At 35.2% G+C, this 14,691-nt stretch carries 13 protein-coding genes; 4 read left to right on the forward strand and 9 right to left on the reverse strand.

The genetic code is table 11. From position 1 onward, the window contains the following. Positions 1-22 precede the first annotated feature (22 nt). The 5 genes from YN1551_RS09850 to YN1551_RS09870 form a co-directional block, all read right to left on the reverse strand. Positions 23-808: a PaaX family transcriptional regulator gene (locus YN1551_RS09850; RefSeq protein WP_012713255.1), complete on the reverse strand. Its 786-nt coding sequence runs from the start codon at positions 806-808 to the stop codon at positions 23-25. An 83-nt stretch (positions 809-891) separates the two neighbouring features. Beyond that, positions 892-1,986 carry a lipoate--protein ligase family protein gene (locus tag YN1551_RS09855; protein ID WP_012715901.1) on the reverse strand — a complete coding sequence of 365 codons (1,095 nt, stop codon included), beginning with the start codon at positions 1,984-1,986 and terminating at the stop codon, positions 892-894. Positions 1,987-2,104: 118 nt separating this feature from the next. Further along, positions 2,105-3,652, reverse strand: a complete 1,548-nt coding sequence (locus YN1551_RS09860; protein WP_012713253.1) for an acyl-CoA synthetase — start codon at positions 3,650-3,652, stop codon at positions 2,105-2,107. Between the two features lie 47 nt (positions 3,653-3,699). Next, entirely contained in the window at positions 3,700-4,089 is a 390-nt protein-coding gene (locus tag YN1551_RS09865) for an SCP2 sterol-binding domain-containing protein (RefSeq protein ID WP_009989590.1), read from the reverse strand. Positions 4,090-4,102: 13 nt separating this feature from the next. Continuing rightward, positions 4,103-5,500: a hypothetical protein gene (locus tag YN1551_RS09870; protein WP_012717683.1), complete on the reverse strand. Its 1,398-nt coding sequence runs from the start codon at positions 5,498-5,500 to the stop codon at positions 4,103-4,105. A 100-nt stretch (positions 5,501-5,600) separates the two neighbouring features. Here YN1551_RS09870 and YN1551_RS09875 point away from each other — a divergent pair, with 100 nt between their 5' ends. From YN1551_RS09875 to YN1551_RS09885, 3 genes are all read left to right on the forward strand, one after another. Beyond that, positions 5,601-6,383 carry an acetoacetate decarboxylase family protein gene (locus YN1551_RS09875; RefSeq protein ID WP_012715898.1) on the forward strand — a complete coding sequence of 261 codons (783 nt, stop codon included), beginning with the start codon at positions 5,601-5,603 and terminating at the stop codon, positions 6,381-6,383. Between the two features lie 76 nt (positions 6,384-6,459). Then, positions 6,460-8,304 (forward strand): AMP-binding protein, encoded by a 1,845-nt coding sequence (locus YN1551_RS09880; protein ID WP_012717684.1) that lies wholly within the window; start codon positions 6,460-6,462, stop codon positions 8,302-8,304. Positions 8,305-8,482: 178 nt separating this feature from the next. Continuing rightward, complete coding sequence (locus tag YN1551_RS09885; RefSeq protein ID WP_012717685.1) at positions 8,483-9,346, forward strand: amidohydrolase family protein; 864 nt, start codon at positions 8,483-8,485, stop codon at positions 9,344-9,346. Here the strand turns inward: YN1551_RS09885 and YN1551_RS09890 are convergent. Then, on the reverse strand, positions 9,339-10,619 hold the full coding sequence (locus YN1551_RS09890) for an MFS transporter (RefSeq protein WP_012717686.1): 1,281 nt from the start codon (positions 10,617-10,619) through the stop codon (positions 9,339-9,341). The genes YN1551_RS09885 and YN1551_RS09890 overlap by 8 nt on opposite strands. A 109-nt stretch (positions 10,620-10,728) precedes the next feature. Between YN1551_RS09890 and YN1551_RS09895 the strand changes: the two genes are divergently transcribed. Then, positions 10,729-11,841 carry a mandelate racemase/muconate lactonizing enzyme family protein gene (locus YN1551_RS09895; protein WP_012717687.1) on the forward strand — a complete coding sequence of 371 codons (1,113 nt, stop codon included), beginning with the start codon at positions 10,729-10,731 and terminating at the stop codon, positions 11,839-11,841. On the opposite strand, the gene YN1551_RS09900 is transcribed toward YN1551_RS09895, so the two are convergent. The 3 genes from YN1551_RS09900 to YN1551_RS09910 form a co-directional block, all read right to left on the reverse strand. Beyond that, positions 11,842-13,524: a long-chain-fatty-acid--CoA ligase gene (locus tag YN1551_RS09900; RefSeq protein WP_009989812.1), complete on the reverse strand. Its 1,683-nt coding sequence runs from the start codon at positions 13,522-13,524 to the stop codon at positions 11,842-11,844. A 67-nt stretch (positions 13,525-13,591) separates the two neighbouring features. Then, positions 13,592-14,050: a MaoC family dehydratase gene (locus YN1551_RS09905; RefSeq protein WP_009989811.1), complete on the reverse strand. Its 459-nt coding sequence runs from the start codon at positions 14,048-14,050 to the stop codon at positions 13,592-13,594. A 91-nt stretch (positions 14,051-14,141) separates the two neighbouring features. Then, complete coding sequence (locus YN1551_RS09910) at positions 14,142-14,687, reverse strand: Zn-ribbon domain-containing OB-fold protein (protein WP_012715892.1); 546 nt, start codon at positions 14,685-14,687, stop codon at positions 14,142-14,144. Positions 14,688-14,691 lie beyond the last annotated feature (4 nt).

Below are 14,691 nucleotides of genomic sequence, written 5' to 3' on the forward strand. Positions count from 1 at the left end.
AAAATGAAATTAATAAACTTAATTATTCTTCATAGACGCTCTCAAAGTATTTATTAGCTAATGGTGTGAGAGAATCATAGATGTTTTTAAATAGTTTATACGCTTCATACCCTATCCAATTATTCGGTAAGAGTTCTTCAGGTAATCCAGGATCTATGTGAAGAAATTTCCTATACTCGTGAAGTATTGTTATCTTATTTACGAAAGCTTCAGCTGGCGATAGTTTATCTATTTTATTCAACAATCCTATCCACTTACTTATGAACTCCTTATACTTTAACTCTATTTCACTTAAATTCCAGCACGTCCTTATTATGATCTGCGGGTCTTGTGGAAAATAGGCTATGAATAAGTAGACCTTTCCTCCATCTTTCCAATATTTCTCTATCATCTCATTTACTACATCTTCTAAAGGATTAGGGGAAACCCACGTTGATGAGGCCAAGGTTCCAAAACCTAACCACTTTAATTCTCTTCTTATTTTATTCCTTAACGCCTTATTATCCTCGCCGAAATTATACACTACTACCCTCCATTTCCCGTCCCAATGTCCGAATCTCCACTCCTTAACCCTCCTTATCGCAGTCTCGAACTTTAACAGTGTCTCTTGAGAAAACGTATAACTACCTCTATTTACACTAGTTATTAACCCTTCTCGTTTTAATCTATGCAACGTAGTTCTGACTGCACTATTAGTGAAGCCAAAGGGTCCGACTAATTTTACTAGACTTCTAGCCCTTATTGCACCATTCTTCTTACTCAAATTATAGTCTCCAAGAATCGTAAAAATCAACGTCTTTAATTTCATACTATGTCAATATTATCTTTAGCGCAAAGATTTAAATGATTGTCTTCGTTTTATAGAAAATCATATTAAAAATATTTAAATATTTAATATCCACTACATGCCATAAATACTGGAGTAATGAACTCTTCTGGGGAGGCACCTATAATTTCGTATCCGTTTTTCATTAGCTTTAAAACTCTATTTTTAGCTACTTCAAAATCATCACATGTTAACTCTATCAGTTCCTTGGTTATGTCCTCATCTAGATCTGGAGGAACTAATCCAAAGTCACCCGTGATCATCACATCTTTAATTCTATTATTATCATCTAACGCTAATGAAGCTTGGACAAGTTTCCTGTACTTCTTCTGGGCAAACCTATACTCATAACCTCTGTTCTTTGTAATGAATTTTCCAGTAGACCTTCTGAAGATAAAACCCTCTGATTTTAATATGTTTAAATATTTCCTCCAAACGTTCTCCTCCTCATCAGATAATTCTTCCGTTTCTACCTTTGCGTTAAATTCTTTACTTATAGCCTTCACTAAGGCTTCTTTAAAGTCTCCTAGTTTTGGGGTTAAGTTTCCGTCTATTTCTATTGCTGCAAAGTACTCTTCTGGTTTTTTAATTGCCTTATCTGCGAATTTCTCTGGAGGGATGTTAAGGATCTTGAAGGGTAATTCTGGATCGGGTTTCCATAAGTTCGTGAAGCCATTGAAAAATACTACTTCTCTTTTATCGTTTAATATGCTAACTCCAGTTCCGCATAACTTCTTCCCTTTTACCCTTATATCGTTAGGGCTAACGTACTCAGCGTTTGTAACTCCAAGATTTTTCACAGTATCAAGGAACACTCTACCCACTAGAATATCGTAAGCTTCTGCGGAATTCTTAAAGACCTTTTGTGGAAAAATTATAGCCCATCCGCCGGTAATCTTATCCATGAATATATTACCCATTCCCAGCTTCCATCTTCTAACTAATTCTACATTATATTTCGTAACATTATCTAGTTTAACCTCTTTATCAACATCTTGGTAATAACCTAAATAAGAGAAAGGTCTGCTGAATCCTTCCATTACTATCAGTGTAGGAGGCATTTCTTTCAATTCACCAGTTGAATATGCGTATGAGAGTATTGAGGCTAGGTTAAAAATTTGGGGATCCGCTCCCTCGAAGTATAACAACCTTATATTCATATGATTTAATAATTACGTTAACTTATATATTTTGCGGACAATCTTTATTAAAATAAATTCTGTATTTCATGATATATTAAATTCTGTAAAAAATCAGTTTTAGTTAGATACTATGAATTCATCCTAATTCTTTCAGCTTATATTTTTGTATTTTACCGCTCTCAGTCTTAGGAAGTGAGGTAACGAATTTCACTTCCCTTGGATATGCATGTCTTGAGTACTTTTCCCTTACGAAGTTAATTATCTCATTCGCTAAATCACTTGAGGGCTTATAATTTGGCTTTAAAACTACGTAAGCTTTAATTATCTTTCCCTTAACTGGGTCATCTACTCCTATTACCGCTGCTTCCATAATTGCAGGATGTTGTATTAGAACACTTTCTATTTCAAATGGACTCGCCCTATATCCTGACACCTTTATTACCTCATCCTCTCTCCCGATGAACCAGAAGTACCCATCCTTATCTATTTCTGCAGCATCACCGGTTAAATACCAATCTCCTTTAAATACCTTCTTAGTTCTCTCTTCGTCATTTATATAACCTAAGAAATAGAATCCCTCACAATTCTTGTTAACTGCTATTACTCCATCGATTACAGTGACCTGATATCCTGGTGCAGGTAATCCCATACTGCCCGGTTTAACGTCAGCCTCATAACCCCAGCCGTTATAAACTACCATTCCAGATTCAGTTTGACCGTAATGGTCCTTGATCATGAAGCCTAAATTTTCCTTAAACCACCTTATAACTTCTGGATTTAATGGTTCTCCTGCAGAGCTAGCTCTAGTAATCCTTAAGTTAAATTTTTTAGGCTCTTTTACAGTTCCCATTATCATCCTATAAGCAGTTGGCACGAAAGCGAAATTAGAAATTTTAAAATCTTCAATGAATTTCAGAGTATCTTCAGGAGAGAATAGCTTATCGAAAAATATTACAGTTTTCCCGAATATTATAGGAGATATTATCCCTACTCCGAGGCCATAAGCCCAACCTGGGTCTGCTGGAGTCCAGAATACGTCATCTTCTCTTAAACCAATACCGTACTTTATGTAAACATATAGGCTATAAAGTGTTCTGAAGTTTTGTAATGCTCCCTTAGGCCTCCCCGTAGTACCAGAAGTGTATTGTAAGCCAGAGGGATCGTCGTATGAGATCTTCTCCCATTCCTCTCTCCTCAACATATCATAAGATATGGCTTCATCAAGGGATACAGAATTTCCTGTCTTTCCTGGAAATGTAATTATATTATTGAACATGTCCTTGATTTTATCGTACTGATCATCTTGTGCTAGTATAACTTTAGGCTTTCTATCTCTAGTCCTCATCTCTATTGCAGCAGGTCCGAAAGCCGTGAATAAAGGCTCATATATTACTCCTAATATCCAGCTAGAAACTAAATAAACTACTTGTTCAACTTTCTTAGATGCTAGACAAGCTACTACGTCACCTTTCTTTACCTTAAATTGATGTCTTAAAAACGCACTTAGTCTCTGAGCTTTGTCTTTTAATTGGGAGTATGATAGGGATTCCTTATCCCATTTACTATCTACTCTGAATACTGCTGTATCGCTACTATCCCTTATTAACTTATCCCTAAAATCCTTGCCAAAGTAATTTTTTACCTCATTCCAACTAAAATTTCTGACTAATTCTTCATATTTCATTAGACTAGTATTTGATAAAAAACTTAATAAGCTTATGTTAACATTTTTTACATAATTTCCAGATCGTTAGTCAATCCCTTAGCTCTTATTATACTCGCAATGTTAACTGCAGCTCTAATATGTCTTAATAAATTGAGCCTATCACCCTTAATTAATTTAAGCTTACCAGCTAGTAAGGCTACTGCTAAGTCTAATTCGCCTAACAATATGGACTTCCATATATCATAATCCCCTTCAATTATATAGTCAGCACCTCCATCTTCTTCAACTCCTAGGCACTTCCCTGCCTTTATATTTACCTTAAATTTCATATCATTATTTTTCACATTTCTTAATATAAATAATATATCCCAGTTCCACGACCTTATCTCATCTATCTCAATATTATTTATCTCATTACATAATTTCTCAGCCCATTCAAGACTAGGAAATTTCATTATTTATCGCACCTTAATGCCATATCTCAAAATGTCTTAATATATTCTCAGTAAGTACTTCTTCCTTGTAGTATTTTTTATAGAAGTCTATATCTAAGTGATGAACTTGTATCGCCATTGGTATCCATATTGGGTCAACTCTAGGGAACATTCCATATTTTGCTACTGAGTAATCTATAAACGATATTACAGCTTCCTTTATATCTTCTTTAACTTTAATCTTCTCATCTCTTCTAAGCATTTCGTAAATGTCTCTCTTCCATGCTACTAGATTAGGATCCCTATTGGGGCTCCATATTCCATCATATTCTAAGTTGTTTGGCTCCTTATATTTGCCATACTTTATGTCAAGGAAAGCCTCTACTAATTCCCTACCATTCTTATAGGATGAATCCTTACAGCCCTCTATTATAGAAAAGCTCATTTTAACGTTCTTTATTCCGACCTTATACGGCCAGATTCTCTTACTTTTCTCTGGAGGTTGACAAACTACAGCCCCTGCTTCCTCTAAACCCCTAAATTGAGGTGCAAATGCACCCATTATAGTATAATCGTAAATTCCACCAAAAATCCAATCGCCAAGACCTATAGCCTCGCTTATTAATCTTACGTTTTGAACTGAAGTTCCTACAACTACTCCAGCTACTGCACCTATTGCCCTATCTAATAGATCCATTGTCATTGGTATCTGGGAGGATAAAATCCCTTTATCTACTAATCTCTTCATCACCCCATTTTGATCTGCAAGTTGACCAGTGTTATCGTCAATTATGGGAACTCTTTCATATTCAAAATAGTGGAACAGTATATTAACTATCACCCTCGACGCGTCATATATGGGAAGCAATAAAGTACTGCCATTTTCGTTAAAGTTCTTATTAAATACCATTGCGAAGGGTAATGTACCAGCTAAGTCAGTTCTCCCATTAGCTAACTTAATGGAATAATTCTTATACCAATCTACTATTTTTCCCAGATCTTCTTCACTTTCGATTTCATATATCTTTGAGGCTTGTGGAGGTTTATAGAAGTAAACTCCATCATCAATTATATAAATTAGATCAAGAGCTTGATCATTATCTGGACCAGGTATCGTTCTTCCAGTAGCGTAAATGAAGGTTGCAACATTATTGCTAACTCCTAAATCTGCTAAGATTAACCCATTTGGACCTGCGGCAGCCCAAGTAATTAAAGCATTCTCTACATCAGATAAGGGTATGGGCTTCTTTTGGGACTTAAACTCTAATAATCCTTTAGGATACTCAACCACCAAATTTCCTTTTCTAATAGCCTCTCCAGTATCATATCTATATCCCAGCCCGAATCTCCTACTTCTAACGTGGGCTAGTTGTTTCATTAAGGATTCGTTCCACACTCTTCTTAATAGTTCCCTCTCCTTTTCAGATATCATATATATTTAACTATGCAAACTTCTTTTTAAAACTTTATTCTTCTCCGAGAATTTATGATTAAAGTTTATTAAGCTAAAAAAGAGACATATATATGGGAATATGAAGGGTAAACTAAACGTAAACCAAGTATTTGCCATGCCTGGTAACGCTCCTCTATATTTGAAACCACCAGCCTATTATAGGGATTGCCCAATACTGATGGGAGTATTTAAGGGAAATCCAGACGGAATTATTGAAACAATACCAGATAACTTAGACTTAGTAACATTAGGAGATAATAAGCCATTGTTCCTCTATTTCCAAGCGTATTACCCATTTTCAAGCCTTTACGGATCATACAACGAAGTTGTATTAGCCCCCTTAGTCCTTTACCAAAATCAGCCCCATCTCTTCATTTCATACATTTACGTGGATAATGACGCTGCTCTTACTGCTGGTAGGGAGATATGGGGATTTCCTAAGAAGTTTGCTAATATGAAATTAGAAATAAAGGGAGAGAGCGTAGAGGCAAGTTTAGAAAGACCAACTGGAAGAAAGTTAATAAGTGCCCAAATGAGGATTGAGAGGCAGGCGAAACTAGAGGAATTGCAATCAACTGGAATTGGTTCGTCTCCAACTCTTCTCCTTAAAATAATTCCTAATCCAGATGCTGAATCTAAACCTTCAATAGAATTAGTTAAAGTTGAAGTTAAAATGATGCCTAGAGTTTCAACGAGTGATAATTCCTTGGAATTATGGACTGGGAAATTATTACTAAACTTCGTGGAGGAAAGTTTAACGGATCCCTTATTTAAATTCGGTCCAGTGGAATTAGTAAGTGCCTATTTCGGAAGATTTGACATGATACTGCCACCTGGAAAAGTTATATATAAATATATTTAAGTGTTTAATTTTTTATTCTATAAACCTAAAGCTTGATAGTAAACTTTATATATTTTTTTAAACTATTATTAGTATAATGGAGCTATATTCATTATCTAAAATTAGAAAGTTTATAAAGGAAGTTGAAGAAAATCCCCTTAAATTTTGGTGGGAAACTAGGAATATGATAAAATGGATTGTAGAACCTAGAGATGTAGCAGAAGGGGAACCACCGAAAATAAGGTGGTATATAGGAGGGAAATCAAATATATGTTGGAATGCAATAGACTTTAATCTAGATGAAAATAAAGATAAAGTTGCGTTCTACTATATGAATGAGAACGGATTTACTAAAGTGATAACTTACTGGGATCTATTCTATGAGGTAAACAGAGTAAGTTATCTCTTAAAGGAGTTGGGAGTTAAAAAGGGAGATACTGTATCCTTATTAATGCCTAACATACCAGAGGCACTATATTTCGCCTTAGCAATATATCGATTAGGAGGGATAATAGCAATGCACTACCTTGGCTTATCACCACAGATCTTTGCTGAGAGGCTAAATGATAGTGGATCTAAAATTCTGGTAACTGCATCAAAGGGATTTAGAAATGGGAGTGAGATAAGGATTAAGGACTACGTCGATAAAGTATTAAGTGAGTATAAAACTCCCGTGGAGAAGGTAATAGTAGTAGGTAGAGGATTTTCGGATTTTAACTTAGTTCAGAATAGGGATTTATTATATGAAGACGTAGTTCCTAAGGGTAAAATTTACGTTAAACCAGAAGAGATAGAGTCTAACGATCCAGTAATAATTGCTTATACCTCCGGCACTACTGGAAAACCCAAGGGAATATATTCCTCTTTAGCATATATAGTAGCTTCAACATGGGCACTTAAGGCAGTTTTAGGATTCCGTGAGGGAGAAGACGTAATTTGGATTCTCTCAGATTTAGGATGGTTAACTTGGGGAGGGAATATTCACTTCATTCCCCAAAAGAGATTAACTGGAGTAATATTTGAGGGTTTCATAGGATATAAAAGGGAATTATTCTCAAGGGTTATTGAGAGATTTAACGTTAATTTGGTCTGGATGCCTACCACGCTACTTAACATGCTTAAAAGCTTAGGTGAGAAATCTGTAAAGGCAGGAGATATAAGTTCATTAAGATTAATACTAAATACTGGAGAGCCTCTTAACCCTGGAACATGGCAATGGTTAAGGGAGAACATGCCTGATGTATTTATCGCTGACTCATATTGGATGACCGAATATGGATTTCCCATAGCCGCAACTCCTTTTGGACTAGGTGAAATTCCCTATAAAGCTGGTTCAGCTGGGTTAAAATTCTTTGGCGTTAAGGTAGTTGATGATGACGGTAAGCCTTTACCACCTAATCAGAAAGGTTACATTGTTCTAAGCATGCTTAATCCCGCAATGGGTAGACTATGGAATGACCCTAATATGGAGAGGTTTATAAAAATTTATACTTCGAGGTTTCCCAACTACGTTTATACTGGTGATTATGGATTTTATGATGATGACGGATATCTTTACGTTTTAGGAAGAGTTGATGATATAATATTAGCTAGCGGTAATAGAGTAGGGACCATGGAAATTGAAGGGATTTTAGTAAGTAATCCCAACATAGCAGAGGCTGCTGTAGTAGGTTATAATAGGAATAATAGTTATAGAGTAGCTGCCTTTATAGTGCCTAAGGCTGATATTAACATATCAGTAGACAGTGTCAGAAATTATCTAAGAGACAAGGGATACTTAGTAGATGATATCTTCATAGTTAGGAGATTGCCTAAAACTAAGAGTGCTAAGATAATGAGGAGGTTACTTAGGGCTTTACTTTCCAATGAGCAATTAGGGGATATATCGGCTTTAGATGACATTAACGTATTAAATGAACTAAGAGAGGTTATAAATAAATAAGTTTCACTTTAAATTAGTTCACAAATATGTGCAACATTTATTTGTGTAAAATTTCTTTAATAGCCAAGGTAATTATCCCATAAAATTAAAATATTATCATTTTGTCATTTTTATGATATTTATCAGATTTTATCGTAATAAAAACCTTTAAAAACATTTTTTTGTACTAATAACTAGTATGGGATGCGTAGATTCTCATGTTCATATCTGGGTAGAGGAAATTCTATCCGAGGAGATGAAAAGGAGAATAAGTGGCATTGCTAAAAACGCTGAGAATAGAACTAACGTAAATGACGTAATTAAGGAGATGGATGAGGCAAACTTAGACTATGTGGTTAACATAGTATATCCATCAAGAGAAATGTGGGGCTCTAATGAAGAAATAGTGATAAGAGCAATTGATTTCTTTAGAAAATATTCCGGTAGATTTTCTATAGTTGGAGGGGTTCAGGTGAATCATTTATCCGAAAGCGAGACTAAATACTGGATAGAGAGACAATATGAGGCTGGAGTATCTGGCTTTAAGATTCATCCTCCCCATATGTGGCTTAAACCTAATACGTATAGGCAGGAAGAGAGAGGATTGAAACAGTTAGAAATATTATATGAATTCGCACAAGACCATAAAATGCCCATTATAATTCACACTGGAACGAGCTATTTCCCATTTGCCAGAAATAAATATGGAGATCCAGTATTTGCTGATGATTTATCAGTGGACTTCCCAAAGCTTTCAATTATATTAGCTCATGCAGGAAGACCTATTTGGGTAAATACAGCATTTCAATTGACTAGAATCAGAAGGAACATTTACTTAGATCTATCAAGTATACCACCGAGGAAGGTGTTAGAATATTTGCCTAGGTTAGAGGAGATTAAGGATAAATGCCTTTATGGTAGTGATTACCCAGATATTGGAGTAAAAGGAATTAAGGAAAACTTACTTGAATTTTTACAGATACAAATCTCTAAGGAGGCTATGGATAAAATAGTTCAAATTAATCCTAAAAATTTCTTCAAACCGTTAAGTTATACTAGATAGTTTTAAGTCCTATTGAGGTCTCTTCTAAAGACTTCTTCTTAGTTTCTTTAGCCATAAATAAGGATATTATAAATGCTAAAGTGCAAATAATTCCAAATACTAATAGGGAAGCTGAGAATCCTAATAATTTAGTCATTGTAGGGAAGTATGTTACACCTAAAACTGCACCTATTCTACTAACAGAAGTTGCGAAACCTTGTCCACTAGATCTAACTGAGGTCGGAAAGAGTTCAGTTGGATAAAATAACGTTACTGCACCTGCCCATTGTTCTAAGGACACAAATGACATGAAATAGGGTACTAGAAAAGTTCCCGTAACCTTAACCAATCCTCCTAATATTAATAGGAAAGCCATGGAGCCTAATCCCACTAAAAGTACCACTCTCCTACCTAAGGAATCAATGAAGAATTCTGCAATTGTATAACCTATAATAGCTCCTATAGCTATTAACATTGTACCATAAAGTACTTCGTAATTTGAAGGAAAAGCGAATTGCCTTAATATAAATGGGTAATAAAGACCTATTCCATAAGAAGCTACATCAAAGAGGAACCATACGCTAGAGACGAAGATAGTAACATATAAGACTTCTCCCTTAAATAAGTCCAGATAGCCCTCAACCCCCTTATTTTCATCATCTTGTCTGAGTAAATTATTGTCCTTTATAATTCCCTTAGAGATTAGCCATCTCGGTGATTCGCTGAGACGTATTCTGATCAGAATTATAGGAATAGATATTATAGCCCCAACTAGGAACACCCATCTCCAAAAATAAGGTCCTAACGGTAATAAAAATAGTGTGACTAAGGCTGAGAGAAGAGTTCCTATCCAATACATAGATACACTACCAGTTAGATATCTTCCCCTACTAATTGAGGGAGAGAACTCAGCCATTAAAGTACTGCTGACCGGATAATCACCGCCTATTCCTATCCCTAAAAGTAATCTTGAAATAAAAAGTTCGAGGAAGTTTTGAGATAATGCTGAAGCTAATCCAAATACTGCAAAAAAGATTAAATCTATTCCCATTATCCGGCTCCTTCCCATCTTATCTGATAACCAGCCAAATAACATAGCCCCAAATATCATGCCTATTAATGACGCTGACGTGATTAGTCCCGTTTGTATTGATATTAATTTAAATTCATTTGCAATGAAATAAACAGCAAAAGATATTACGGATAAATCATATCCGTCTAGAAAGAAACCTGCAGATGAGACAAAGAATGACTTAACCTTAATGCTAGTGGGAACATTATCGAAATATCCCATAAATTATATAATGATAAATTAAAATAAAACGTTTACTCATTTATAGTTAACTGATATATTAAAAGATTTGTCGAAAAGCTTAATTTTTACGAATGTTAAGAACTTAGTGATGAAAATAAGCGATATTAAAACGTATAGAGTTAAAATACCATTAAGAGAGTCTATACAATTCTCATGGGAACCATTTCCTAATACCCACTTTGAATTTATATTAATAGAAGTTGTAAATAGTAAGGGTATTAAAGGGTATTCTGCGACACAGTTTACAGCACAGACTGAGGTTGCGATAAGGGGTTTAAAACCATTATTAAAGGGATTAGATGTTGAGGACTTCTTAGCTAATGATAGGCTTCTGGAATTGGGTAGTTGGTTTTTCGGAAGGATAGGCGCTATTGAAGTAGCCCTATTGGATCTCTTAGCTAAGGAAGAGAACTTACCATTATATAAACTATATAGGGGAAATAGAAAGAGAATTAGGGTATATGCTAGTACTGGAAGATTAGCCAAAGCCGAGGAAATCATTAATTTAATTAAAAAATATTATGATATAGGTATTGACATAGTTAAAATAAGGTTTCACAGAATTACTATAAACGATGATTTAAACATAGTTAAAGAAATAAGAAAGGAGTTTGGAGAACAAATCAAAATTGCAGTAGATGCTAATCAAGCTTGGGGATTAGTTTCCCCGTTCTGGAACAGATATGATGCGTTAAAAGTAGCTAAGGAGCTAGAGAGATACAATATAGAATGGTTAGAGGAACCTCTTTTTAAGGACGACATAGAAGGTTATGCGTGGTTAAGAAGAAATACTAGTGTTAAGATAGCCGCTGGAGAACTGGAGCATAACTTCTGGATATTTAAAAAGTTTATTGAAGAGAATGCTTTAGATATAGTTCAAGCTGATGCAATCTACTCTAATGGAATTAGCGAGTGCATTAAGATAGCCTTAATGGCACAAGTTAATGGTTTATTATTCTTACCCCACGCATGGGATCCAGGACTAGGATGGTTAGCTAATTTGCATTTAACTGCAAGCTTACCAGAAAGTTTAACTCCTTATTTAGAAACTCCTTTAGATCCATTATGGTGGTTTAATGATGTAATTCAGTTTGCCTTTAAGGAAGGAATAGAAATACAGAACGGTTATGTGAGAGTACCAGAAAAAGAGGGCCTTGGGATTGAGTTGGATATGGAAAAGATTAAAAAATTCATTACATAGCTATTTTTGACTTAAAATATTTGAATATTTGTCTCTTAAAGCCTTCTTATCTGTTTTTCCCGTACTAGTCTTAGGAAGCTCTACTTCTAAAATTATAATCTTATCTGGAACCCACCATTTTGGAATAGCGCCTTGGCTTACAAATTTATTTAGATGCTGCATTATGTCATTTTCAGTTAATTTTCCCTTATATTCTTGTTTAGGAGCTACAATTGCAACTGGTCTTTCTACCCACTTTTCGTGTTTAGCGGCTATTACTGCGACCTCAGCCACTCCAGGATGTGTGGATATTAAATCCTCAAGCCTAGTACTAGGTATCCACTCTCCTCCGCTCTTTATGACGTCTTTTACTCTATCTATATAAGCAATGTATCCTTCTTCATCCCAGATCGCTAAATCTCCAGTGTGAAGCCATTCTCCTCTCCAAGTCTCCTCTGTCTTCTTAGGATCTTTATAATACCCTCTGGTCATCCACGGTGCTCTAACTACTATCTCGCCCATGGTTTTCCCATCTTTAGGAACATCTTTCATATCTGGGTCTACAACTCTAATGAAAACTAATGGAGCCGGTCTTCCTGCTCTATATAAAATGTATTCCTCTTTCTTCTCTTCCGACCAGTTCTCCATTTTAGGTTTGAAAGTTAAACCTCCCATCAGAGGGGCAGTTTCAGTCATTCCCATTCCTTGAGATATTAATATCCCTTTCTTCTTAGCCTCCTCATATAAACCCTTAGGAATTGCTTGCCCAGCAACAATAAATTTAAATCCTCTTAGATCATAGTTTGCCAATTCTGGACTGTTAATAATCAAATAAAGCATAGTTGGGACTCCTGCAGTATATGTTACCCCTTCCTCTTTAATTATCCTTATAATGTAATTCCAGTCATATCTTCCTGGATATACGGATTTCATTCCCAATAATAAAGAGGAGTAAGGAGATCCCCATCCATGAGCATGAAACAAAGGCGGTATCTGTAACCAAACATCTTTATGAGTTAAGTTTAAGGGTGGTGCATTCCATACACCAGCATTTACTACAATACTATGGAGCACCATATCCCTATGTCTGAAATACGTTCCCTTAGGTAAACCAGTAGTCCCAGAGGTGAACACTAAGGTAGCAATAGTATTTTCGTCAAGTTCTGGAGGAGTATAATTTGGGTCTCCTTCTCTACTTAACTTCTCATATTCATAAACTTCAACATTTGATAACTTTACGTTAATATCTTCGTTTTTATCACTCATTACTATAACCTTCTTTACTGTAGGTAGTTTAGGAAGTAAGGAGGACAAGAGCGGAAGGAAATCTTCGTTGGTAAATATTATCTCATCCTCAGCTACGTTTATAGTGTGTGCCATTTCTTCTGGGGATAATCTTACATTAACCGTATGCATTACTGCTCCAGACATGGGTATTGCATAGTATAATTCTAAAAATCTGCTTGTATTCCAATCCATAACACCTATCCTAGTACCCAAATTTTCCTTATCGCCTTGTTTTATCTTAAATTGACTTAACACGCTCCCCATTCTCCTCGCTCTTTCGTAGAGTTTAGAATAGGTTAGTCTAACTTTAGGAGCCTTAGGGGGAGCGTAAACAATTTCTTGATCAGGGTAGGCATAAGCGGCCCATTCTATTATCTTATCTATAGTTAATTGGTAGTCATAGATAGGACTTACCATCTTATCTCAAAAATATTTGATTTAACCTATTTAAAAAGTTTGTTAGATATAGAATCGATATTTTTATTTAATACATTCTTACCCTTGTAACTAAAAGTTTAGACTCAGATTCTACCACAATTTCGTTATTTTGGTTTTTTATAAGGGATCTTATTGTTACTACACCGCCATTGTACTTTTCGACTGGTTTTTTATCTATCACCTCAGCTTCTCCATAAATTGTATCTCCAACCCTAACAGATTTTAAGAATTTAGTATGCATTTCTAGAAATGCTATCGCAGTTCCAGCAACTAACATACCCATATGTCCAGAAAGTAAAGTTATAGTTAATAATCCATGAGCAATTCTACTTCCAAATATAGTTTTCTTAGCGAAGACATCATCTACATGTAAAGGGTTAAAATCACCACTTAATCCTGCAAAAAGGACTATGTGAGCATCTGTTACCGTTATCCTAGGAGATACGAATTTCATCCCTATTTCGAAATCATCGAAAGTTAGAGGCGATGTTTTAGTTGAGGACATATTTATAAGCTATAAAAATCGTTTAATAAACTTTTCTATTGTAACTTGATTTTTCAAAATAATAGATAACTTAATAAAAAATAAAAATAACTTACTGGACTTTTCTTAACTCGTATATAAAATAGCCCTCGGGTTCCCTCCTCACTATATTTACTTTTACCTTCATTCCCACTTTTATATCTTCAGGTTTCTCATTAACCCACGCTAAAATATTTATTCCCTCTTTCAGCCTTGCTATACCAACTATGTAGTCTTGATAGTGCATGAAACTAACAGGTTTAACGGTTATGATCGTGTAAGTTAATAATTCTCCCTCTCCAGAGAGCTCTATAGTATCAAGACCAGATACTTTACACTTAGTACAGTCATCTTGAGGAGGGAAGTATATTGAACCGCATTTAGGGCATTTAGTTCCTACAATTTTTCCCTTAGATAACTGGTCAAAAAACTTATATATTCTCCCTATAGGAATCATAAATCTCTGTGTTAACTCCCTAACGTCTACCCAAAGAAGATTGGTATTCTTTAAATCTCTCATTATAGGCATTCCACTATTCTTGATTAGTAGATCTATCTGCTCTAAAGCCTTTTTATCGATTTCATTAAATTGCTTCCCTCTAATCTCAGTAACGCCCATTACT

Origin of the sequence: Sulfolobus islandicus Y.N.15.51, assembly GCF_000022485.1 — an archaeon.
In the GTDB taxonomy this organism is placed as follows: domain Archaea; phylum Thermoproteota; class Thermoprotei_A; order Sulfolobales; family Sulfolobaceae; genus Saccharolobus; species Saccharolobus islandicus.